This window comes from Hymenobacter ruricola, from assembly GCF_015694525.1.
Classification (GTDB): Bacteria; Bacteroidota; Bacteroidia; order Cytophagales; family Hymenobacteraceae; genus Hymenobacter; species Hymenobacter ruricola.
In genome coordinates this window covers 406,180-427,272 of record NZ_JADQDM010000002.1, presented here as the reverse complement: position 1 = coordinate 427,272, position 21,093 = coordinate 406,180, and the positions used below count along the sequence as shown (strand labels likewise).

Annotated in this window: 23 protein-coding genes; 3 read left to right on the top strand and 20 right to left on the bottom strand. The window is 60.8% G+C overall.

Translation table 11 applies throughout. The features are described 5' to 3' along the window. Positions 1–17 precede the first annotated feature (17 nt). Positions 18–1,340: a competence/damage-inducible protein A gene (locus tag I2H31_RS05880; protein WP_196292070.1), complete on the bottom strand. Its 1,323-nt coding sequence runs from the start codon at positions 1,338–1,340 to the stop codon at positions 18–20. A 112-nt stretch (positions 1,341–1,452) separates the two neighbouring features. On the opposite strand from I2H31_RS05880, the gene I2H31_RS05875 reads away from it, so the two are divergent. Next, a complete protein-coding gene (locus I2H31_RS05875) occupies positions 1,453–2,310 on the top strand; it encodes a DUF4197 domain-containing protein (RefSeq protein ID WP_196292069.1) in 858 nt (285 codons plus the stop codon). 89 nt (positions 2,311–2,399) lie between these two features. Here I2H31_RS05875 and I2H31_RS05870 read toward each other — a convergent pair whose 3' ends face one another. The 3 genes from I2H31_RS05870 to I2H31_RS05860 all read right to left on the bottom strand — a co-directional run bounded on the left by I2H31_RS05870 (position 2,400) and on the right by I2H31_RS05860 (position 5,197). Beyond that, positions 2,400–2,765, bottom strand: a complete 366-nt coding sequence (locus I2H31_RS05870) for a hypothetical protein (protein WP_196292068.1) — start codon at positions 2,763–2,765, stop codon at positions 2,400–2,402. Between the two features lie 184 nt (positions 2,766–2,949). Continuing rightward, positions 2,950–4,158: an N-acetyl sugar amidotransferase gene (locus I2H31_RS05865; protein WP_262895758.1), complete on the bottom strand. Its 1,209-nt coding sequence runs from the start codon at positions 4,156–4,158 to the stop codon at positions 2,950–2,952. 124 nt (positions 4,159–4,282) lie between these two features. Next, positions 4,283–5,197 (bottom strand): carbon-nitrogen hydrolase family protein, encoded by a 915-nt coding sequence (locus tag I2H31_RS05860; protein ID WP_196292066.1) that lies wholly within the window; start codon positions 5,195–5,197, stop codon positions 4,283–4,285. Positions 5,198–5,569: 372 nt separating this feature from the next. On the opposite strand from I2H31_RS05860, the gene I2H31_RS05855 reads away from it, so the two are divergent. Together I2H31_RS05855 and I2H31_RS05850 are read left to right on the top strand one after the other, a co-directional pair. Then, the gene (locus I2H31_RS05855) at positions 5,570–8,200 is read left to right on the top strand and encodes a valine--tRNA ligase (RefSeq protein WP_196292065.1); all 2,631 of its coding nucleotides are present in this window, start codon (positions 5,570–5,572) and stop codon (positions 8,198–8,200) included. Between the two features lie 130 nt (positions 8,201–8,330). Continuing rightward, positions 8,331–8,753 carry a hypothetical protein gene (locus tag I2H31_RS05850; RefSeq protein WP_196292064.1) on the top strand — a complete coding sequence of 141 codons (423 nt, stop codon included), beginning with the start codon at positions 8,331–8,333 and terminating at the stop codon, positions 8,751–8,753. A gap of 25 nt (positions 8,754–8,778) precedes the next feature. Here the strand turns inward: I2H31_RS05850 and I2H31_RS05845 are convergent, their stop codons facing one another. From I2H31_RS05845 to pdxA, 16 genes are all read right to left on the bottom strand, one after another. Continuing rightward, entirely contained in the window at positions 8,779–8,976 is a 198-nt protein-coding gene (locus tag I2H31_RS05845) for a hypothetical protein (protein WP_196292063.1), read from the bottom strand. A 140-nt stretch (positions 8,977–9,116) separates the two neighbouring features. Beyond that, the gene (locus tag I2H31_RS05840) at positions 9,117–10,550 is read right to left on the bottom strand and encodes a dihydrolipoamide acetyltransferase family protein (protein WP_196292062.1); all 1,434 of its coding nucleotides are present in this window, start codon (positions 10,548–10,550) and stop codon (positions 9,117–9,119) included. Between the two features lie 148 nt (positions 10,551–10,698). Next, positions 10,699–11,106, bottom strand: a complete 408-nt coding sequence (locus I2H31_RS05835) for a hypothetical protein (RefSeq protein ID WP_196292061.1) — start codon at positions 11,104–11,106, stop codon at positions 10,699–10,701. Between the two features lie 189 nt (positions 11,107–11,295). Then, positions 11,296–11,814: a hypothetical protein gene (locus I2H31_RS05830; RefSeq protein ID WP_196292060.1), complete on the bottom strand. Its 519-nt coding sequence runs from the start codon at positions 11,812–11,814 to the stop codon at positions 11,296–11,298. Between the two features lie 14 nt (positions 11,815–11,828). After that, the gene (locus tag I2H31_RS05825) at positions 11,829–12,464 is read right to left on the bottom strand and encodes a hypothetical protein (RefSeq protein WP_196292059.1); all 636 of its coding nucleotides are present in this window, start codon (positions 12,462–12,464) and stop codon (positions 11,829–11,831) included. Positions 12,465–12,759: 295 nt separating this feature from the next. Next, positions 12,760–13,149: a hypothetical protein gene (locus I2H31_RS05820; protein ID WP_196292058.1), complete on the bottom strand. Its 390-nt coding sequence runs from the start codon at positions 13,147–13,149 to the stop codon at positions 12,760–12,762. Positions 13,150–13,243: 94 nt separating this feature from the next. Continuing rightward, positions 13,244–13,609: a hypothetical protein gene (locus tag I2H31_RS05815; RefSeq protein WP_196292057.1), complete on the bottom strand. Its 366-nt coding sequence runs from the start codon at positions 13,607–13,609 to the stop codon at positions 13,244–13,246. A 46-nt stretch (positions 13,610–13,655) separates the two neighbouring features. Further along, positions 13,656–14,045 (bottom strand): hypothetical protein, encoded by a 390-nt coding sequence (locus I2H31_RS05810; RefSeq protein WP_196292056.1) that lies wholly within the window; start codon positions 14,043–14,045, stop codon positions 13,656–13,658. A 101-nt stretch (positions 14,046–14,146) separates the two neighbouring features. Beyond that, a complete protein-coding gene (gene accC, locus I2H31_RS05805; protein WP_196292055.1) occupies positions 14,147–15,493 on the bottom strand; it encodes an acetyl-CoA carboxylase biotin carboxylase subunit in 1,347 nt (448 codons plus the stop codon). A gap of 117 nt (positions 15,494–15,610) precedes the next feature. Continuing rightward, positions 15,611–16,087 carry an acetyl-CoA carboxylase biotin carboxyl carrier protein gene (gene accB / locus I2H31_RS05800; protein WP_196292500.1) on the bottom strand — a complete coding sequence of 159 codons (477 nt, stop codon included), beginning with the start codon at positions 16,085–16,087 and terminating at the stop codon, positions 15,611–15,613. 83 nt (positions 16,088–16,170) lie between these two features. Then, entirely contained in the window at positions 16,171–16,734 is a 564-nt protein-coding gene (gene efp / locus I2H31_RS05795) for an elongation factor P (protein ID WP_196292054.1), read from the bottom strand. A gap of 149 nt (positions 16,735–16,883) precedes the next feature. Further along, positions 16,884–17,897: a beta-ketoacyl-ACP synthase III gene (locus tag I2H31_RS05790; RefSeq protein ID WP_196292053.1), complete on the bottom strand. Its 1,014-nt coding sequence runs from the start codon at positions 17,895–17,897 to the stop codon at positions 16,884–16,886. 149 nt (positions 17,898–18,046) lie between these two features. Then, positions 18,047–18,988, bottom strand: coding sequence for a phosphate acyltransferase PlsX (plsX, locus tag I2H31_RS05785; protein WP_196292052.1), 942 nt, complete (start codon positions 18,986–18,988; stop codon positions 18,047–18,049). A gap of 116 nt (positions 18,989–19,104) precedes the next feature. After that, the gene (gene rpmF / locus I2H31_RS05780) at positions 19,105–19,335 is read right to left on the bottom strand and encodes a 50S ribosomal protein L32 (protein ID WP_190922265.1); all 231 of its coding nucleotides are present in this window, start codon (positions 19,333–19,335) and stop codon (positions 19,105–19,107) included. A gap of 70 nt (positions 19,336–19,405) precedes the next feature. Beyond that, entirely contained in the window at positions 19,406–19,939 is a 534-nt protein-coding gene (locus I2H31_RS05775; RefSeq protein ID WP_196292051.1) for a YceD family protein, read from the bottom strand. 92 nt (positions 19,940–20,031) lie between these two features. Next, positions 20,032–21,084: a 4-hydroxythreonine-4-phosphate dehydrogenase PdxA gene (gene pdxA, locus I2H31_RS05770; protein WP_196292050.1), complete on the bottom strand. Its 1,053-nt coding sequence runs from the start codon at positions 21,082–21,084 to the stop codon at positions 20,032–20,034. Between the last annotated feature and the right edge of the window lie 9 nt (positions 21,085–21,093).

The following is a 21,093-nucleotide window of genomic DNA, read 5'->3' as shown; positions in this document are numbered from 1 at the left end:
CAGCGCGGATTGCAGCGCTATACCTGCAATGGCCGCACCAACTCCTGCGCCAATTGCTGCCGCAGCATCGTCAGCAGCGACTGCGCCGCGTATTCCGTGTTCAGCGCCCGGCCGCGGTCCAGCACGTATTCGCGGCTAATGGTTTGGGTGGCGTCGGCGTAGGCCAGGCACACGGTGCCCACTTGCTTGGTGGCGGTAGCACCGCCGGGGCCGGCGATGCCGCTGGTGGCCACGGCCACGTCCACGCCCAGGCGGCGGCGGGCGCCCTCGGCCATTTCGCGCACGGTGGCCTCGCTCACGGCGCCGTACTGGGCCAGCGTTTCGGGGCGCACGCCTAATTCTTCCTGCTTGGTGTCGTTGTGGTAGGCCACGATGCCGCCGCGGAAGTAGCCCGAGCTGCCCGGCACGCTGGTGAGGCGCTGGGCCACCAGGCCGCCGGTGCAGCTTTCGGCCGTGCCCACGGTGAGGCCTTTGGCCAGCAGCAATTTGCTGATGGCGGCCTCAATAGTGGTTTCTTCCTCGGCAAAAATGTACTCGCCGATGCGCTCGCGCAGGGCCGGCAGCAGGGCCAGCATGCGCCCGCGCAGGTCGGGCTGGCCGTCATCGGAGCCCGTCAGACGCAGGCGCACGGCCCCGAAGCTGGGCAGGTAGGCCAGCTTGAAGTTGGCGGGCAGGGCGTCTTCCCAATCGGCTATTTTCTCGGCCAGGAAGCTCTCGCCGAGGCCGGCCGTCATGACGACGACGTGCTCGATGGGGGCGAGGTGGAACTGGGCCTGCAGGCGCGGCAGCACGTGGTCGGTCATCAGGCGCTTCATCTCGAAGGGGACGCCGGGCATGCTCACGAACACGGTGCCCTGGTCCGCGAACCACATGCCGGGCGCCGTGCCCACGGCGTTGTGCAGCACCTCGCAGTTGGCCGGCACCAGCGCCTGCTGGCGGTTCACGTCGAGCATAGGCCGCTGAAAGCGCCGGAAAATTTCCTCCACGTGGCGCAGGGTGGGCTCGTGCAGCACCAGCTCCGAGCCGAAATAGCGGGCCAGCACGTGCTTGGTGAGGTCGTCCTTAGTAGGCCCCAGGCCGCCGGTGATGAGCACCACCCGCGCCCGCTGCCGGGCCTGGTCCAGGGCGGCCACTATCTCATCGGCCCGGTCCGACACCGACGAAATTTGCCGCACGCGCAGGCCGATTTTGGCCAGCTCCTGGCCCATGAAGGCCGAATTGGTGTCGATGACCTGACCGTAAAGCAGCTCATCGCCAATGGTCATGATTTCCACATCGGGCGGCGCGGCCGGGGTGGGGGCGGCAGCAAAAGCGGGCGGGAACTGGTCGGGGGAGGGCATGAGTTGGTCGAGAAAATAGGTTTGGCCGCAAAATTGTCTTCAATTTGCACAAGCGTCGGTCCAAGGACAGCCATAGGGGCTTTCCGGTTTTCCCGGCGCGTCAGTTTATTCCATGTTTACTCGCCTTGCCAGCGCCCTGCTGGTAGCCGGCCTGCTGGCCACCGCCGCACCCGCCGCCCACGCCCAAACCACTGCCGCCAAAAAAGCCGCCGCCGCCAAAGCCGCCGCTGCGAAAACCGCTGCCGCCAAAAAAGCCGCCGCCGACAAGGCCGCCGCGGCCGCCAAAGCTGCGGCTGCCACCAAAGCGGCCGCCGCCAAAGCCGCCGCGGCTACCCCCGCCACGCCACCGCCCGCGCCGCTCACCGAGTCGCAGGCCAGCGCCGGCATCAAGGAGGCCCTGAACAAGGGCATCGTGAAAGCCGTGGAGTTTGCCTCGGAGCCCGACGGCTTCAACCTCAACGACGACATTCACATCCCGGTGCCGCCCGATTTGGAAGTGGTGAAGTCGACGGTTGGCCGCCTGCCGGGCATGACCACGGTGTTCACGCAGTTCGAAACCCAGCTCAACCGCGCCGCCGAAGCCGCCGCACCCAAAGCCAAAGACATCTTCCTCAACGCCCTGGCCAACATCAGCATCACCGACGCCCTGTCGCTGGTGACGAGCAGCTCGACCGACGCGGCCACGCAGTTTTTGCGCAAGTCCACGCAGGCGCAGCTCATTTCGGCGTTTCACCCCGACATCGAAGCCGCCATCGACCAGGTGGGCGCCGGCCGCGCCTACGCCACCATCACCGACAAATACAACAAGATTCCGCTGATGACGCCCGTCAACATGAGCCTGGCCGACTACACCACCCAGAAGGCCGTGGATGGCCTGTTCATCCTGCTGGCCAACGAGGAAGCCAAGATTCGCAAGAACCCCGCCGCCCGCACTTCCGACATCCTCAAGTCCGTGTTCGGCCGGAAATAAATCGGCTGCTTACTTCAAAAAAAGCCCCGGCTGGATATCCAGCCGGGGCTTTTTTGCTTTCATGAATGTGCTGCGGCCAGCTGCGCAGCTTAGTAGTCGTCGTTGTCGAAGCTGCTGCCGCGGCGGCTGCCGCGCCCGCTGCTGTAGCCCTCGTCATCGTCGTCGTCATCATCGTCGCCGAGGTCGTCGTCATCGTCGTCGAGGCTGGTGAAACCGCCGCGGTCGGCGTTTTCGGCCCGCTCGGCTTCCACAAATTCCTCCTCGGTCATGTTGGCCAGGTCTAGTGCTTCGTCGTGCGACGAGCCCGTGTCCGTCCACATCAGGTAGTCGGCGTATTTGGCCGAAAGGCGGTCTTCGGTGTTGCCAAGGGCGGCGGCGCCACCTTTGGCGGCGTAGGAGTCCAGAGAATCGTCGTCGTCGAGCAAGTCGTCGTCCAGGTCGTCGTCATCAATCATGGCCGGGGCGGTAAAATGTTGAGGTGAGAAATTGTGCCTGAGGTGGCCGCGAAGATACGGCGCGGGCCCATTTCCGGTTGACACTTTCGCGGGGTTTATTGCGCAAAAAGGTAGCCCATGCGCAGCCAATGCCTGTTTTGCAATTCTTTACCGGTGGGCGCCGGTTCAGGTTGGCCCGCTCGGCTCAGGTGCCGCAGTTGAAGTATTTGTCGTAGGCCGATTCCGGAATCAGGTTCATGCGGCTGAGCAGCTTGATGGGGCCGCGCAGCAGCTTCAGCAGCGCGTAGCTGTTGGGGTAGTCGTGAAACGTTTTGGGCGGCGCCGCCACAATTTCCTCAAATTCGGCCCGCGTCAGCCCCAGGCGTTTGATGCACAAGGCAATAACAGCTTCGTCCTCGATGGAATTAACGCGTGAAATGCGGTCTAAGGCCACCTCGCGGCTCATCTGGCCCGAGCGCACCAGCGCCGAGTAGTTGAACAGCCGCCGGTCAATGTTGAACTTGACGCGGTTGAGGTAGTAAATCAGGCTTTGATAGAGGTCGTCGGCGTAGTGGGCGCCGGGGCTTTTCCAGCCCAGCTCGTTGGTGATGACTTCATCCACTTCGGTGCGCACGTAGTCGAGGTGGTAGAGCAGGGTCACGGTTTTGATGCGCCGCACAAAGGCGTAGTAAAACATCTCCTTCACGCCCAAATTAAAGCCTGGGTCGGCGGGCTGCCAGGGCCGCAGCGGCACCGAGCCGAACTGCTTGTGCACGGCGCGCAGGTACTTGCCGTCCAGGAAGTTCCAGCTCAGTGGGGCAATGCCCTCGGTGCGGAACGACTGGCCGATGACGAGGTGCCGCACGCCTTCCTTGGCCGCCACGCCGTAGAGCGCTGTGGCAATGCCCAGGTCGGTGCCCTCTTCCATGTCGGGCACCGAAGCCTTCAGGAAAGCAATTTTCAAGTCTTTCGATTCGCGCCAGTCGGAGGTGATGGTGCGCAGCTCCACGCCCAGGCGCTGGCAGGCGCGCACCATGTTTTCGCCCGCCACGGGGTTGCCAAAGCCGTCGTTGAAATGCACGGCCAGCGGGCGCAGCTTGAGCTGCGTGACGCAGTACCAGAGCGTGTAGGTGCTGTCGCGGCCGCCGCTCACGCCCAGCACGCAGTCGTAGCGCCCGCCCCGGCCGGCGCGGCGCATGTCGTCGGCCAGGCGGTGCACGGTGCGCAGGCCCGCTTCGCCCAGCGGGAACGCGTGCTCCATGCGGTCGTGCACGTCGCAAAAAGAGCAGGTGCCGGCTTCGTTAAAGGTGATGCCGGGCACGGTGGTGTCCATCACGCACCGCGTGCATCGCTGCTGGCCGGCCGGAAGAGGGGCCGAAACCGAATGTTCGGCAGACTGTAATTGAGTTACCAAAGGAGGAAAAGTGAGGTGGGGGCCGCGAAAAGGCAGGATGGGCAGCCCATAGAAGATAAGTCAGGAAAGGAAAATCGAGTAGAAAAGGATAGAAGCGAAGAGGGGCGGCGCCAATACGTAGAAATCAGGGGAGTTGGTCGAACTTGTAGCCTTTGCGCTGCAACATCAGGCCGATGTCGGTGCCGCGCTCAGGCCGATGGGGGCGGGCCAGGTCGGCCACCACCAGCTCGCCGGCAAACTCGTTGAACGTGCCCTGCGCCCGCACGCCGGTAGCGTCCACGGCCAGGGAGCAGCCCACGCTTTTCTTGCCCTCGTAGGGCCCGCCCACGATGTAACCCACCGACGTGGTGCTCACCACCACCACGTTGTACAGCTTGGCGAGAATGGAAAACGGCTTCACCCATTTTTCCTGGTAGGGGTCGTGCTCTTCGGTGATGGAGTAATCGACCGTCCAGGAAGCCGGCGCGATGATGAATTCGGCACCCATCCGGGCCAGCGTGTGGCCGATGGGCAGCCCGTCGAGGTAGTTGTCGGCGCACACGTTCACCCCGATTTTGCCCAGCGGCGTGTCCACCACGTTCAGGGTTTGGCCCACGGCGTAGAACGGCTGCTCCACCGCCAGCAGGTTTATTTTGTGGTATTTGACGATGATTTCGCCCTGCGGGTCGATGAGGATGGCGGCGTTGTAGTTGCGGCCATCGGCGGCGCGCTCGGTGAGGCCCGCGCACACGTAGAGGCCGTGCTCGGCCGCGGCCCGGCACAGCACGTTGCTGAACGGGCCCGGAATGGGCTGGGCTTCGTAGAGGGCGCTGGGGTGCGTCCAGGCAAAGTCGAGGGTTTCGGGCAGCAGCACGAGGTCGCACTTTTGGGCGGCGGCCTGGGCTATCTGCTCCACCGCGCGGGCCAGGTTGCGGGCCGGCTCGCCGCCTTCGACCAGCAGTTGGCCCATGCCCACGCGCACCGTGCCCAATGACGCGGGCGGTTCGGGCTCGGCAGCAACGACCGGAACGGATTTACGAAAAGAAAAAAGCGCGGCCATAACGGGTCAACTTACGAGAAAAACACGGAAACATCAGTAAGGTACAAAGTCCGGATTAAACTTCGACGCTCCATTTATGTCGCTGCGCAAAGATAAAAAGCCATTGGAAGACCGAGATTAAAAGAAAGTTAAAAGCGGATAATTAGTAATTAATTGAGGCTGAGTTGGCTCCAGGCTTGCTGGCAAGGCGATAAGCTCCTGCGGGAAAGTTATTGAAAAACGAAGAGCCGGACCCCACGATTTATTGCGGAGGGCGCCAGCCCGGTGGCGAGTGGGGCCTTTCCGAAGCGGCAGTCATTAGAACCGGGGCCGCGGCCCCGGCCCCGGTTCTAATGCCTATTTTTGCTCTTTCTGCTCACTGCATCTTTCAATATGTCGCTCGCCACCACTTATTCGCCCACCGACGTTGAAGCCAAATGGTACCAACGCTGGCAGGAGCAAGGCTTCTTCAAGGCTTCGCCGAACCCCAAAAAGGTCCCCTACACCGTGGTCATCCCGCCGCCCAACGTGACGGGCGTGCTCCACATGGGGCACATGATGAACAATACCATTCAGGACGTGCTGGTGCGCCGCGCCCGCATGCAAGGCAAGGAAGCCTGCTGGGTGCCCGGTACCGACCACGCCAGCATCGCCACCGAAGCCAAAGTGGTAGCCTTGCTCAAAGAGCAGGGCATCAACAAAACCGACCTCACCCGCGAGCAATTCTTAGCCCACGCCTTCGAGTGGAAGGAGAAGTACGGCGGCATCATTCTGGAGCAGCTCAAGCAGCTCGGCGCCTCCTGCGACTGGGACCGCACGCGCTTCACCATGGAGCCCGACCTGACCGAGGCCGTGCTGCGCGTATTCGTGGACCTGTACAATAAAGGCCTGATTTACCGCGGCGTGCGCATGGTGAACTGGGACCCCGAAGGCCGCACCGCCATCTCCGACGAGGAGGTGATTGCCAAGGACGTGCAGGCCAAAATGTACTACCTCAACTACGCCGTGGTGGGGCAGGAAGGACAGTTTCTGACCGTGGCCACGTCGCGGCCCGAAACCATCATGGCCGACGTGGCCGTGGCCGTGAACCCGAACGACCCGCGCTTTGCGCACCTGGCCGGCCAGAAAGTACGCATTCCGCTACTGGACCGCGAAATCCCGGTGATTTTCGACGAGTACGTGTCGATGGATTTCGGCACGGGGGCGCTGAAGGTGACGCCCGCCCACGACCTGAACGACTACGAGCTGGGCGTGAAGCACAACCTGCCGGTCATCGACATTCTGGCTGATAACGGCACGCTGAACGAGAAAGCCGTGCTCTATGTAGGGCAGGACCGGTTTGCCGCGCGCAAGCAGATTGCCAAGGACTTGCAGGAAGCCGGCTTGCTCCAGAAAATCGAGGAGTACGCCAGCATCGTGCAGACCTCGGAGCGCACCAAGGCCGTGATTGAGCCCAAGCTCAGCCTGCAGTGGTTCCTGAAAATGGAGCACCTGGCCAAGCCCGCGCTGGAAGTGGTCGAAAACGACACCGTCAAGCTGCACCCGCCCAAGTTCAAGAACATGTACCGGGCCTGGATGGAGAACGTGCACGACTGGTGCATCTCGCGCCAGCTCTGGTGGGGCCAGCAGATTCCGGCCTACTACCTGCCCGATGGTACTTTCGTGGTGGCCCTTAACGCCGAAAACGCGCTGGTGCAAGCCCGCGCCCAAAGTGGTAATGCAGATTTGCAGCTGAGCGACCTGCGCCAGGACGAGGACGTGCTTGACACCTGGTTTTCATCGTGGCTGTGGCCGATTTCGGTGTTCGACGGCTTCAAGGACCCGGACAACGCCGACATCAACTATTTCTACCCCACCAACGACCTGGTGACGGGCCCGGACATCCTGTTTTTCTGGGTGGCCCGCATGATTATGGCCGGCCTGGAATACCGCCAGGAAGTGCCGTTCAGGAACGTGTACCTCACCGGCATCGTGCGCGACGCGCAGGGTCGCAAGATGAGCAAGCAGCTCGGCAACTCGCCCGACCCGCTGGAACTCATCGCCCAGTACGGCGCCGACGGCGTGCGCACCGGCATGCTGTTCTCGGCCCCGGCCGGCAATGACTTGCTGTTCGACGTCAAGCTGGTGGAGCAGGGCCGCAACTTTTCCAACAAGCTTTGGAACGCCTTCCGCCTCGTGAAGGGCTGGGAATCGGACGCCACGTTGCCCTTCGCCAACGAAAAGGCCGTGGCCTGGTTCAACGCCAAGCTGCAAGCGGCCATTGTAGAGCTCGACGACCATTTCGAGAAGTTCCGCATGAGCGACGCGCTGATGACGGTGTACAAGCTGGTGTGGGACGATTTCTGCTCGCAATACCTGGAAATGGTGAAGCCGGCCTACCAGCAGCCCATCGACGCCGAAACGCTGCGCCACACCACGGCCTACCTCGAAACCCTGCTCAAGCTGCTGCACCCCTTCATGCCCTTTATCACCGAAGAGCTGTGGCACGAGCTGGCCGAGCGCGGCCCCCGCGACTACGTGACCGTGGCCGCCTGGCCCCGCGCCGCCGTGCCCGCCGATAGCGCCGAAACCCTGGCCAACATGGACAAGGCCCTGGCCATCGTGGCCGGCATCCGCTCGGTGCGCAACCAGAAAAACATCGGCCCCAACAAGCCGCTGGCGCTGGTGGCCAAAACCGACGAACCACAGTTGCTGACCGATTACGACGGCATCATTCGCAAGCTGGGCAGCATTTCGGAAGTGACCCTGGCCGACGCCGGCCCGGCCGCCTCGGTGAGCTTTGTGCTGGGCGGCAGCGAATTTTTCATCCCGCTCGAAGGCCACATTGATATGGCCGCCGAGCGCACCCGCCTCGAAAAGGAACTGGAATACGCCCGGGGCTTCCGCGAGTCGGTGCAGAAGAAGCTGGGCAATGAAAAGTTTGCCCAGAATGCCAAGCCCGAGGTGCTGGAAAAGGAGCGCCAAAAGCTGGCCGACGCCGAAACCAAAATTACGGCCCTGGAACAGGCGCTGAAAAGCCTGTAGTGTTTAGCTGTTAGACTCTTTGAGAAACAAAAAGCCGCTCCTGATGCTTAGGAGCGGCTTTTTGTTTCTCAGAAACGGCTGAAATTAAACTAGCGACATTTGTTATGACACATGAGCAGTTGCCATTACCATGAAGTTTCCAAGAACCGCAGAGGATGTAGAAAACGAAATTTTAAATTCTGTCAATAAATATGGACAACATCAGGGCCTTAGAATCGGGCAGCTAACCCGTGTTCTGCAGAAGGCAAACCCCGAAATAATTGTGGAAGGCGTAATTCGGATTTTGGAGCGAAGAAGTAATGCAGATACTTTCTCGCAGCAAGAACTTGCTGGCCGAGTTTTAGAAATTGTCCAGCCAAAATCACAAAAAGACTTGAAGGAAGTGCTGCAACGGGTCTTAAAAGGTTGGGATAAAAGTGTTGAGCAATTCCCTTTTTGGTTGAGGAACAACTATGGCATTAACGAACTGAAAGTGGCATTTGCCGAACTGGAGTTGACTGAAATGGAAAAAGACAAGTTGCAGACTTTAAAATGGTGGCTGCGTTTGAATTAAGTCAGCAAATGAGGACTGGCTATAATTACTGCGGGATGCCGCCCGGCTGTTTTTTCTGCAGCGGCGCCAGTTGGTTTTGCAATTGAAACGTCACCTTCTGGCAATCAGCGAAGCGTTGTTCCGACTGCTTCAAAGCTTCTTGGGTCGCGCTGAGTTGCTGGTAAAGGTAGCCAATGAGCCCGAGCGCTATCACGAGTGCTGCGATGGTCAGGATGTTTTTCATAAGTAGAAGAAAAGAAAAAGAACGTCATGCCGGGCGTCAGCGAAGCCGCTTTACCGCGCAACTAATCAGAGTTACTGCTGCGATAAAGCGGCTTCGCTGACGCTCGGCATGACGTACCTACAATGCGCTATAAAAACACGCTAAATCGTCGTATTCGGGTCGAACTGCTCCAGGTAATCGGCCACTTTGCGCACGAACATGCCGCCCAGCGAACCGTCCACCACGCGGTGGTCGTAGCTGTGGCTCAAGAACATGAAGTGGCGCACGCCAATGAGGTCGCCCTGCGGCGTTTCAATCACGGCCGGCTTTTTCTTGATGGCGCCCACGGCCATGATGGCCACCTGCGGCTGCATGATGATGGGCGTGCCCATCACGTTGCCGAACGAGCCCACGTTGCTCAGCGTGTAGGTGCCGCCTTCGAGGTCCTCGGGCTTCAGCTTGTTGATGCGGGCGCGGTTGGCCAGGTCGTTTACCTTCTTGGTCAGGCCGTTCAGGTTCAGCTGGTCAGCATTGTGAATGACGGGCACAATGAGGTTGCCGCTGGGCAGGGCCACTGCCACGCCGATGTTGATGTCGCGCTTCTTGATGATGTAGTCGCCGTCGATGGAGACGTTAATCATCGGGAAATCCTGAATGGCGCGGGCCACGGCCTGCACGAAGATGGGCGTAAAGGTGAGGTTTTCGCCTTCGCGCTTCTTGTAGGCGTCCTTGTGCTTGTTGCGCCAGTTCACGATGTCGGTCACGTCGGCTTCCACGAAGCTGGTGACGTGGGGCGAAATGCGCTTCGAGTCCACCATGCGCTGGGCAATCATCTTGCGCATGCGGTCCATCTCAATCAGTTCCTGGCCGCCGCTCACGCTGGGCGCGGGCTTGTTGGCAGGGACTTGCGGACTTGGGGACTTGGGGGCTTGGCTTTCGGTAGCCGGTGCGGTCTGCGGCGCGGCAGCTTGCGGCTGGGCGGCCGGTGCCTGAGCAGCCGGGGCAGCCGCCGTCGCCGCGCCGCCCATCAGGGCCGGCTTGCCGTTGGCCACGTAGTCGAGGATGTCTTTTTTGGTCACGCGGCCTTCCTTGCCGGTGCCGGGCAGGTATTCGAGGTCGGTCATGCTCACGCCTTCCTCCCTGGCGATGCTCAGCACCAAGGGCGAGAGGAAGCGGCCGGGCTGGTGCACGGCGCCGTTCAAAGCGGCCGTTTGGGCGGCTTGCGGGGCGCTGGCTTCGGGCAGGTAGGGCACTTCGGCCACGCCGGCATCGGAGCGCACGCCATTCTGGCCGTTGCTGGACGGCGCGGCCGCGGCGGGGGCCGCCGCAGGAGCACTGGCACCGGCTGCGGCCGCATCGGTTTCCATCACGGCGATGGGCGCGCCCACGGCCACTACCTGGCCTTCCTGCACCAGGATTTCCTGCAACACGCCCGCGTAAATGGCCGGCACTTCGGTGTCCACCTTGTCGGTGGCTACTTCCAATACGGATTCGTCCTGCTCAATCGTGTCGCCGACTTGCTTGAGCCATTTCAGGACGGTGCCTTCCATGATGCTTTCGCCCATCTTGGGCATCGTCATTTCCACTCGTGCCATAGGTAAGGAGGGGTATTTTGGGAATTAGGGTGGGGTGGGAGTTAGGTGGGACAAAGGTAGCCCAAAAGCTGAACGCCCCCGACGCATCGTGCGTCGGGGGCGTTTGGGAAGGCAATGAGACACTGGGCCGGCCGCTGCTGACCAGCCGCTACGGCCGGCTTTGGTGCCGGACGTCGGTCGCTTTTACTTTGAAATGGCGCCGTTTCAGCTTGCTGCGGATGTCCGGCGGCAACCCCCAGCCCTCGGCGTATAGTTTGAGTGCTTCCGCTTCGCGGGCCTCACTGTAGCGGCCCATCTGTAGCAGGCCCACGGCCAGGGGCACCCCGCCCGCCACGGCCGCCGCTGCCACGTCGCCGCCATTCGGCTTCGGTGAGGCGTAGAGCGGATTGCCGCTGGCCGTGCCCGCAGTAGCGGTGAGTCCGGTGGCCGTCCAGCTTTCGCCGCTGCCCCGTTTCTCGCGGAATAGCTTGTGCACAGCGAAAACCGTGTCGCGGCCCTGGCCAAAACCGGGCAGGGCCAGGCCCGCAAACAAGCAAAACAGCAAATGCTTTTTCATACAGGCACAAGCAAGGATTTTCTCTGCCTGAAAGAGCCTGATGCAAGGCTTTTCAGTTGCATCGGTCGGGTAAGATACCCAAGACATGGCCTGGGCACAGAGGGAAGAGTAAGACGACGGCAGGAACAGTGGCAATCTGAGAAGCAAACCGCCCCCGCCGCACGGGGCAGCGGGAGGGCGGTTGGTTCTCTAAGAATTAAGTTTTTCAATAACCCAGTTGACACTGAAAAAACCGTAGTATGAAGAAATGGAATGCTCTCGCTGGTCTTTGAAATAATACCATATAGCAACTGCATTTAGGTAGTCTTTTATTCCAGCTTCCCAGGCTTCCCAAACAATTGAATCGATGATGTTACCTTCCTTGCGACTCCAGTAATATTCCTCAGTGCACAAGTTCAGATAGTCTTGGACAGCTGCCTTTTGCTTGCGACTTAAGCTATTAAAAGCTTCTGCTGCTGATGTTTTGTCGTAGCGTGCAGATATTTCCACTACTTTATTGAGCCTTTTGTTGAGTTTGTCAAACCGTTCGTTGAAATTGTTGAAGAGTTCTCGAAATGCTTGTGCTTTTTCTAAACGGTGGCGTTCACTATCGTTCTTAAAAGTTAAATAGTATGCTGCCGCAATGCCAGCTACAGTAGTGATTATGGCTGCGACAAGTGTGAAAACGCCTTGAATGATTCCCGAAACGACCTCTTTTTCTAACTGCACGATTTGGAGCCAATTTACAGTTTTATTCCTGATTCCTCTACCACCCGCCGTGCATCCCCGTCACGATGTCCGAGGGCTGGCCCACGGGGCGGTCGTCCTTCATGAGTTGCACGTAGTATTCGAAGGGGCCGCTGAGGCCGGTTTCGGTGTCGATGTAGGGCGAGCGGGAGTCGAAGGCCAGGTTGCGGCCCCAGTCCCCAGTCCTGGGTGCCGGCGGGGCGGCGGTACACGTTCACGCCGTCCTGGCCGTTTTTGCTCCATTTCAGCACCAGGCCCTCGGCCGAAGGGCTGATTTCGAGGCTGGGCTGCAGGGTGGCCGGGTCGACGGCCTCCGTCGTGGTGAGCCACTCGCAGTCCTTGCCGATGGCCTCGGAGTAGCCGGGGGCCGTTTTGGCGCGGGCAATGTCGGCGCGGGCCTGCGCTTGGTAGGCCCGAATGGCCTGGTCGCGGGCCGCCACCTTGGCGGCGGAGGTGGCCAGGGCGTCGGCCGCGTCGGTGGTGGCTTGCAGCACGGCGGCGTCGGCGGCGGCGCGGGCCGTCACCTCGGCCGGGCTCAGGCCGAGGGCCGCGGCGTAGTCGGGGCGTTTGCGGGTTTGCAGGCCCACCCAATCGGTGAACTTGGGCAGGGCGGCGGGAATGTAGTCGGGCATACGAGCAGGGGGTGATGGATGAAAAAGATGCTGTAATAGTAACTGATTTTCACCGCATTTCCGCGGCGGCCCGCCCCGCTTTTGGCCCGGACCATTCGGCGAAATCTGCCGACGGCTCGGGGCATTTCCTTCCCGGCTCGCGGCCTTCCCCCGACCCTTCGGCCCCGGGCCCCGAGGGGTCGGGGAAATTTCCCGCGTCCCCGGCATTGGGCCCCGGGGGTTCGGGGAAATTCCCCGAGCGTTCGGCTTCGGGCCCCGAAGGCCCGGGGAATTTCCCCGAGGGCGCTGGCCCGCGTTAGGGCAGGGCCTTGAAATGCTTGGCGCGCAGCCGGCGGCGCACCTCCGGCGGCAGGGGCCAGCCCTGCTCGTACAGCCGCACCACGGCGTTTTCGCGGCTGGCGCTGTACCGCCAGTATTGCCGCGCGCCCAGCGCCGTGGGCACCAGGCTGATGAGGCCCAGCACCACCGACGCGCCGGTTTGCCCCTGGGCGATTTCAAACCCGGTGCCCGTCAGGCCCGCCATGCCGTAGCCCGTGGTCGAAAACCCTTTGCCGCGCCGCTCCCGAAACAGGTTGTGCACGGCATAGGCCGAGTCGCGCACGGGGCGCACCGCGGCCCCGTCCTGGGCCAGCAGCCGGAAGCTGGCCAGCAGGAGCAACCCCGTAAAGCGCAATCGAACAGGCATGGAGCAAAGAAAAAGGGCCGCAACTCCGGGGAAGAGTCGCAGCCCCGTGGCTGGGTTGCATCGGCGGGCGTAGCCGCCAGCCGCCAGCCGCCGGCTATTGCTCGATGGTGATTTTTGGAATGTCGGTTTCGTTCAAATCACCGTCCGCGGCCGCTGGCTCCTGGTGGTAGGTGGTGAAGCAAATGCTGCGGTTCTTCGCAAAGCGGCTTTCGCGGTCGTTGATGATGAGCACGTGCTCAAACGTGCCAAACTCCTTGCCTTCGTAGAGCAAGGTCTTTTTGATGCCCAGGCCGGGCTGGTTCACCACGTCCACGTAGGTGGCGCGGCCCACGCCCCCGGGCCCCGGCTTGGCATACAGCACCGTGGTTTCGATGCTGCCGGTGCATTCGTCGGCGCAGCCTGATAAAAACGCTACCGCGGCAAGCGGTAAAACGACCCATGGTTTTTGTTGGCTCGACATCGTTAACGGCGGGTAATGGTTGACTGAATGAATTCCGTTTTTAAGCTCACTCTGCGGGCTTAATCGTGCCAATGGGTGGCAGTTGCTCTTTGCTGAAATATTCTTGTCGATGGCTCGTGTCGCAGGAATTCATCAGCAACCCCAGCCACACAAATGCGCCCAGGACTTTAAAATGACGCATTTGCCAGACGCGTAACGGTCCTGGTTCTGTGATGCACTTCAGCAGCAACCACCCCAACAGGGGCGAAATAAGGGCCAGGTATAGAGGCAGGTTCTCGCCCTTGTATTCCAATTGCCAGCTTTCTGGATGGGGGTTGTCGTTCATGCTCACCCAAGCATCATTATGAGTGTAACCACTCACGATGGGGTTACCCAAAACGGCCGTTTGGGTGAGCGAAACCAGTGCGAACAGCAGTACCCAAATGATTGGAGCCACCAATAACTGAATACTTCCTAATTCCCTATTGCTATACAGCCCCCAGGCATATGCAGCCAGGACCAATAGCCCTACCACCCAGCCATTCACCGGTGATTTAATTAAATAGTCGAAAAATCAAACGACTGCTCCAGGAAAGCCGTCGTGAAATTCCCTTCGCGGAACTGCTCGTTGTCCATCAAGGCCAGGTGGAAGGGGATGGTTGTTTTCACGCCTTCTACCACGAACTCGCTCAGGGCGCGCTTCATTTTCACGATGCACTCCTCCCGGGTCTGGGCCACGGTGATGAGTTTGGCAATCATCGAATCGTAGTTTGGCGGAATCTGGTAGCCGGCGTACACGTGCGTGTCGACCCGCACGCCGTGGCCGCCGGGGATGTGCAGCGTGGTGATGCGGCCCGGCGCCGGCCGGAAGCCGTTGCGCGGGTCTTCGGCGTTGATGCGGCACTCCATGGCGTGCATTTTCGGGAAGTAGTTTTTGCCCGAAATCGGGATGCCCGCCGCAATTTTAATCTGCTCCTTAATGAGGTCGAAGTTGATAACTTCCTCCGTCACGGGGTGCTCCACTTGGATGCGGGTGTTCATCTCCATGAAGTAGAAATCCCGGTTGGCGTCCACCAGAAACTCAATCGTGCCCACGCCCTCGTAGCCGATGGCCGCCGCGCCGGCAATGGCTGCCTTGCCCATTTTCTCGCGCAGCGCATCGGTCATAAACGGGGAAGGCGCCTCTTCCACCAGCTTCTGGTGGCGGCGCTGGATGCTGCAGTCGCGCTCCGACAGGTGGGCCACGTGCCCGAACTGGTCGCCGGCAATCTGCACCTCGATGTGGCGGGGCTGCACCACGTACTTCTCCAGGTACATGCCGTCGTTGCCAAACGCCGCCTTCGATTCCGTCCGCGCGTCGTCCCAGGCCTTCTGGAATTCGTCGTCGGAGTGAATGATGCGCATGCCGCGCCCGCCGCCGCCGGCCGTGGCCTTGATGATGACCGGGTACTTAATCTTGTTGGCGATTTTCTTGCCCTGCTCCACCGATTCCAGCAGGCCATCGGAGCCCGGCACCACCGGCACGCCGGCCTTAATCATCGTGGCTTTGGCCGTGGCCTTGTCGCCCATCTGGTTAATCATCTCAGGCGAGGCCCCGATGAACTTGATGCCGTTTTCGGCGCAGATGCGCGAGAATTCCGCGTTTTCCGAGAGGAAGCCATAGCCGGGGTGAATGGCGTCGGCGTTGGTGATTTCGCAGGCCGCAATCAGGTTGGGCATGCTCAGGTAGCTGTCGCGGGAGGCGGGCGGCCCGATGCACACGGCCTCATCGGCAAACTTCACGTGCAGGCTTTCCCGGTCGGCAGTTGAGTACACGGCCACCGTTTTGATGCCCATTTCCTTGCAGGTGCGGATAATGCGCAGGGCAATTTCGCCCCGGTTGGCGATGAGTATTTTCTTGAACATTGGGTGGGAAAAGTAAAGAGCTTAGAACTGAGAGCTTAGAGTTTAGACAGTTAAACGGAACAGTGCCGTCATCAGGTCTAAGCTCTAAGCTCTCAGGTCTAAGCTCTAGTAAAGTAATTATTCAATCAAAAACAGTGGCTGGTCGTATTCTACCGGCGTGGCATTTTCCACCAGCGCCTTCACGATGCGGCCGCTTTCCTCCGCCTCAATCTCGTTGAACAGCTTCATGGCCTCGATGATGCAGATAACCTGGCCTTTTTCCACCATGTCGCCCACTTGCACAAACGGCGCCGCGTCGGGGCCGCTGCTGCGGTAGAAAGTGCCAATCATGGGAGCCTTGAGCGGCTTGTAGTTGCCACCGGCAGTTTCGGCCGGGGCAGCGGCGGGGGCGGCCGCCGGAGCTGCTGCCGCTACGGGAGCTGCGGCCGGGGCCGGCGCGGGGGTGTGCACGGCGGCTGGGGCGGCGCTCATCACGTGCTTGGTGTTGGGCTCGCGCTGCACCGAAATCTTGAATTCTTCGGTCTCAATGTTCACCTTGTTCAGGCCCGACTTGGCGATAAAATCAAGCAGCTCTTGCAGTTCTTTGGCTTTCATGGAGGCGTCCTTTTTGGGCGAGTTTGACATATTCAATGGGCGGTTGGGTGGGTGCTACTAGCTATGTAACAAAAGCTGGAGTCCTACTTCACGCGCTCAACGTAGCTGTAGTCGCTGGTTTTGATGCGGATTTTAGTGTCCACGTCGATGAACAGGGGCACTTGAATGCGGGCGCCGGTTTCCACGGTAGCAGGCTTCAGCGTGTTGGTGGCGGTGTCGCCGCGCAGGCCGGGCTCGGTATAGGTCACCATGAGGTCCACCGTAGTGGGCAGTTCGGCGGTGAGGGGCTGCTCGGTTTCGGCGTGCATGAGGATAGTCACGTCCTGGCCTTCCTTCATCAGGTCGGCGAAGGGCACCATTTCCTCGGGCAGCACCACCTGCTCGAAGTCGTCCTTGTTCATGAAGGTGTAGCCGTAGTCGTCCTTGAACAGGAACTGGTGCGGGCGCTGCTCCACGCGGGCCGTTTCCACTTTCACGCCGGCGTTGAAGGTGTTGTCAATGGTGCGGCCGGTTTTGATGTTGCGCATCTTGGTGCGCACAAAGGCGGGGCCTTTGCCGGGCTTCACGTGCTGAAACTCGGTGATGACGTGCAGCTCGTTGTTGTAGTTGAGAACGAGCCCGTTGCGGAAGTCGGCGGTTGATGCCATGGTTTTGGAGCTTTTAGCTATAGCCGGGAGCCAGTAGCTTTTATGTTGGGAATTCTGTTTGTGCTTGAGTTGAAAGCCGGAAGCTTTCAGCGGCGGGATTCATTTAAATGCGAAAAGCCGTTAGCAGCTACAAAGCTAACGGCTTTCACTTACTTGCGGGCGGCTACTTTGTCGCCGTCGTAAGCCCATTTGATGTAGATGGAGCCCCAGGTGAAGCCGCCGCCGAAGGCCGCGAGCACCAGGTTGTCGCCGCGGCGCAACTGGCTTTCGTAGTCGGCGAGGCACAGCGGGATGGTGCCGTTGGTGGTGTTGCCGTAGCGGTCGATGTTGAGCATCACCTTCTCCGGGCCCACGCCCATGCGGTTGGCGGTGGCGTCGATGATGCGCTTGTTGGCCTGGTGGGGCACCAGCCAAGCCACATCATCTTTGCTGAGGTGGTTGCGCTCCATCACCTGGGCGGCCACGTCGGCCATGCTTTTCACGGCAAACTTGAACACCGTGGCGCCTTCCTGGTAGATGTAGTGCTCCTTGTTGTCGATGGTTTCGTGCGTGGGCGGGCGGCGGCTGCCGCCAGCTTTCTGGTGCAGGTAGGCCTCGCCGCTGCCGTCGGTGCGCAGCACCTGGTCGAGGATGCCGAAGCCGTCGGTGCTGGGTTCGAGCAGCACGGCGGCCGAGCCATCGCCGAACAGGATGCAGTTGGCGCGGTCGGTGTAGTCCACGATGGCCGACATTTTATCGGCACCCACCACAATCACCTTCTTATAAGTGCCGGCCTGAATGAACTGCGCGCCCGTGGCCAGCGCAAACAAGAACGTGGAGCAGGCCGCGTTCATGTCGTAGCTGAAGGCTTTGGTGATGCCGACCTTATTCGAAATGATGTTGGCCGTGGCCGGAAACAGCATGTCGGGCGTGGTGGTGGCGCAAATCAGCAGCTCGATGTCGTCGGGGTTGGTGCCGGTTTTGTCGAGCAGGTTCCGCACGGCCTTGATGCCCATCACGGAGGTGCCCTGGTTGTCGCCCTTCAGAATGCGGCGCTCCCGGATGCCGGTGCGCGACATAATCCATTCGTCGGTGGTGTCGACCAGCTTTTCCAGCTCGGCATTGGTGAGCACATAATCGGGCACGTAGGCACCCACGCCGGTGATGGCAGCAGTAATCTTCATACGGGCAAAAGTAGGCGGGGCAAGCGAGAAAAGGGAAATCGGGCCGAAAATGAGCAACGGCCCAGCGGCCAAGGCCCGGTGACTGAGCCAGCAAGCGGTTAAAAAAAATCCGGCCGGAGCCGGAGGTTTTTTACCGCCGCGGGGCAGGTTCAGGTTTTAAAAGTAGCCTTTATTTGGTCAACAATGCCCGACTCGGCCATGTTGAAGCCCTGCACCAGCATGTTGCCAATGGCCCGCGGGGTGCTGCGGCCGTGCCCAATGATGGCGTTGTCGTTGATGCCCAGGATGGGCGAGCCGCCCACCGCCTCGTAGTTGAACTTGTCGAAAAACGGGTCGTGCAGTTGCTTTTCCTCCATCACTTCGTAGATGGATTCGGCCATTTTCAGCAGGATGTTGCCCGTGAAACCGTCGCACACAATCACGTCGGCCTTGTCGTTGAACATGTCGCGCCCTTCCAGATTGCCCACAAAATGCATGTGCGGGTTCACCTTCATGAGCTGGTGCGCGGCCTGGGTCAGGGGTGTGCCTTTGCCTTCTTCCTCGCCCAGGTTCACCAGGCCCACTTTGGGGTTCTCGATGCCCAACACGTACTGTGCATATAAGGAGCCGAGCTCGCCGAACTGCTCCAGCATTTCGGGCTTGCATTCGGCGTTGGCGCCCACGTCGAGCAGGATGCCGAAAGTCTGGCGCAGCTTGGGAACGAAGTTGGCAATGGCCGGGCGAATAACGCCGGGCACCGCTTTCACCGTGAGCATGGCGCCCACGAGCATGGCGCCGGTGTTCCCCGCCGAGCAAAAGGCGTCGACTTCGCCCGCCAGCAGCATTTTGTAGCCCACCGCAATGCTGGAATCCTGCTTTTGCTGGAAGGCGCGGGCGGGGTGCTCGCCCATGTCAATAATCTGCGTTGCGGGCACGAACTCCAGGGCGGCGCCCGCGGGGCCGGCGGCCTGCAGCAGGGGCCGCACGGCGTCTTCCTGACCAATTAGGACAATGGTGGCCCGGCCGGCGAGCTGTTCGGCTGCTTGCAGGGCACCCGCCACGGCGGCTTGGGGGGCAAAATCGCCGCCCATTGCGTCGAGGGCTATTTTCATGAACGAGGTGTTTGGTGGGGTCAGCGGAAAGAGTAGTTACCAAAAGTCCGGCCCCGCTGGCTTATAAAAAGAGCGAAGCCGGACCGTGGAGGCCGCGAAGTAACAACCAAACGCGCTTATTCGTCGTCGCCGGTGGCGTCGGCAGCCGGGGCTGCGGTCGTTTTCGTGTAGTTTTTGATGGCCAGCTGGCCGTTGTGGTACAGGTCGCCGTCGACCACGTAGGCCTTGTGGCGCAGGTGCAACTCGCCCGTGTTGGGGCACAACGTCACGGCCTTAGGGGTCAGCTTGTAGTGCGTGCGACGCTTGTCGCGAACGGCGGAAGAGGTGCGGCGCTTAGGATGAGCCATGAGTCAAGTATGAATTATGAGTTTTGAATTATGAGTTGGAGTTTGGGAGCGACTCGGGGCGCTGACGGATTCAGTTCAGGTTTTTGAGCGCGGCCCAGCGGGGGTCGGCGGGCTCGTCGTCGTCGGGGCCCTCGTTTTCGTCGCGGGTCGTGAAGATGAGCTTGGTTTCGGCGTCGGGGTTCTCGTCCTCCTCATTCTGGAAGCGCGGGTGCAGCTTCTTCATGGGCAGGGCCAGGCCGATGTAGTCGTAGAGATGCTGGGCCAGTGGCAGGCTCTGAGTGTCGGGCGTGATTTGCAGCACGTTGTCGTCCAGCTCCTTGTTTTCGTCGCCGAAGCGCACCAGCAACTGCTCCTCAATGTCCAGCGGCTGGTTGAACTCGTCGAGGCTGCGGTCGCAGGTCAGGTGCACGTCGCCGGTGATGTGAAAATTCAGGGTCAGCAGGCGCTCGGTTTTGATGAGCTCTACGTCGGCGTGCAGGTGGCCCTGCTCTACGAGCGGCTCTTCAAACAAAGCGAAAAAGTCGGGACCCAACTCGAACTCAAAGTGGTGCGTTTTCAGCGCCAGCTTGGCAAGATTGAGGTCGTATTTGCTGTCTTTTTTCACGGTCGGCTGGATAGCAGGGGGCAAAAGTAGTGAAAATCCGCCTTTTTGCCAAAAAACGCGGCCAACTTTCTCTGCCGCAACCTTTCCCTACGCTACCGCGCGGAGCGGGGTTGGGCCGCCTCCCAGCGCTGTTTCCAGATGTCGCAAGCCAGGTACACCGCCGCCCGGAACGACGATTCATCGGCCTTGTACTGCCCGGCCAGCCCATAAGCGGTGCCGTGGTCGGGCGAAGTGCGCACCACCGGCAGGCCGGCCGTGAAGTTCACGCCCCGCTCAAAAGCCATGAGTTTGAAGGGAATCAGGCCCTGGTCGTGGTACAAGGCCAGCGTGGCATCGAACTGCCGGAACTGTTGGGTGCCGAAGTAGCCATCGGCCGGGAAAGGGCCCATGACGAGGTGGCCGTCCTGGATAAATTGTTGGATGACGGGCGCCACCAAGTCGCCCTCTTCCTTGCCCAGCAATCCGTTTTCGCCGGCGTGGGGGTTGAGGCCGAGCACGGCTATGCGGGGCTTCAGAATGCCAAAGTCCTGCTTCAGCGACTTGAGCAGCAGGTTGATTTTAGTCTTGAGAAGCTCGACGGTGAGCTTGGCCGGCACGTCCTTCAGCGGCACGTGGCCGGTGACGGTGGCAATGCGCAGGCCAGCGTCCTCGTCCACGAGAAACATCAGGCTCTCGGGCGCGCCGAAAAAGCTGGTCAGAAACTCGGTGTGGCCGGGGTAGCGGAAGTTGTCGGCCTGGGTGTTGTCTTTGCTGATGGGCGCGGTGACGAGGGCGTCGAGCTTGCCGGCTTTGAGGTCGCGGCTGGCGGCCAGGAGGCTTTCGCGGGCGGCGGCCCCGGTGGCGGCGGAGGGCTGGCCGGGCGCAAGGGCAAAATCCTCTTCCCAGCAAGTCACGGCGTTGAGGCGGCCCGGGGCAATGTCGGCGGCTTCGCGCAGCTGGCGAAAGGTGAGGTGTTCCGTTTCGGCGGGCGTAGGGAAATCGTCGAAAAGGGCGGTGGCCGTGCCGTAAATAACGGGCGTGCAGATTTTTAGCAGGCGCTCATCGAGCAGCGTTTTGTAGATGACTTCGGGGCCGATGCCGGCGAGGTCGCCCACGGAAAAGCCTATTCTTGGTGCTTGGTGCTTGGTGCTTGGTGCTTGGTTCATTAGGCGTTG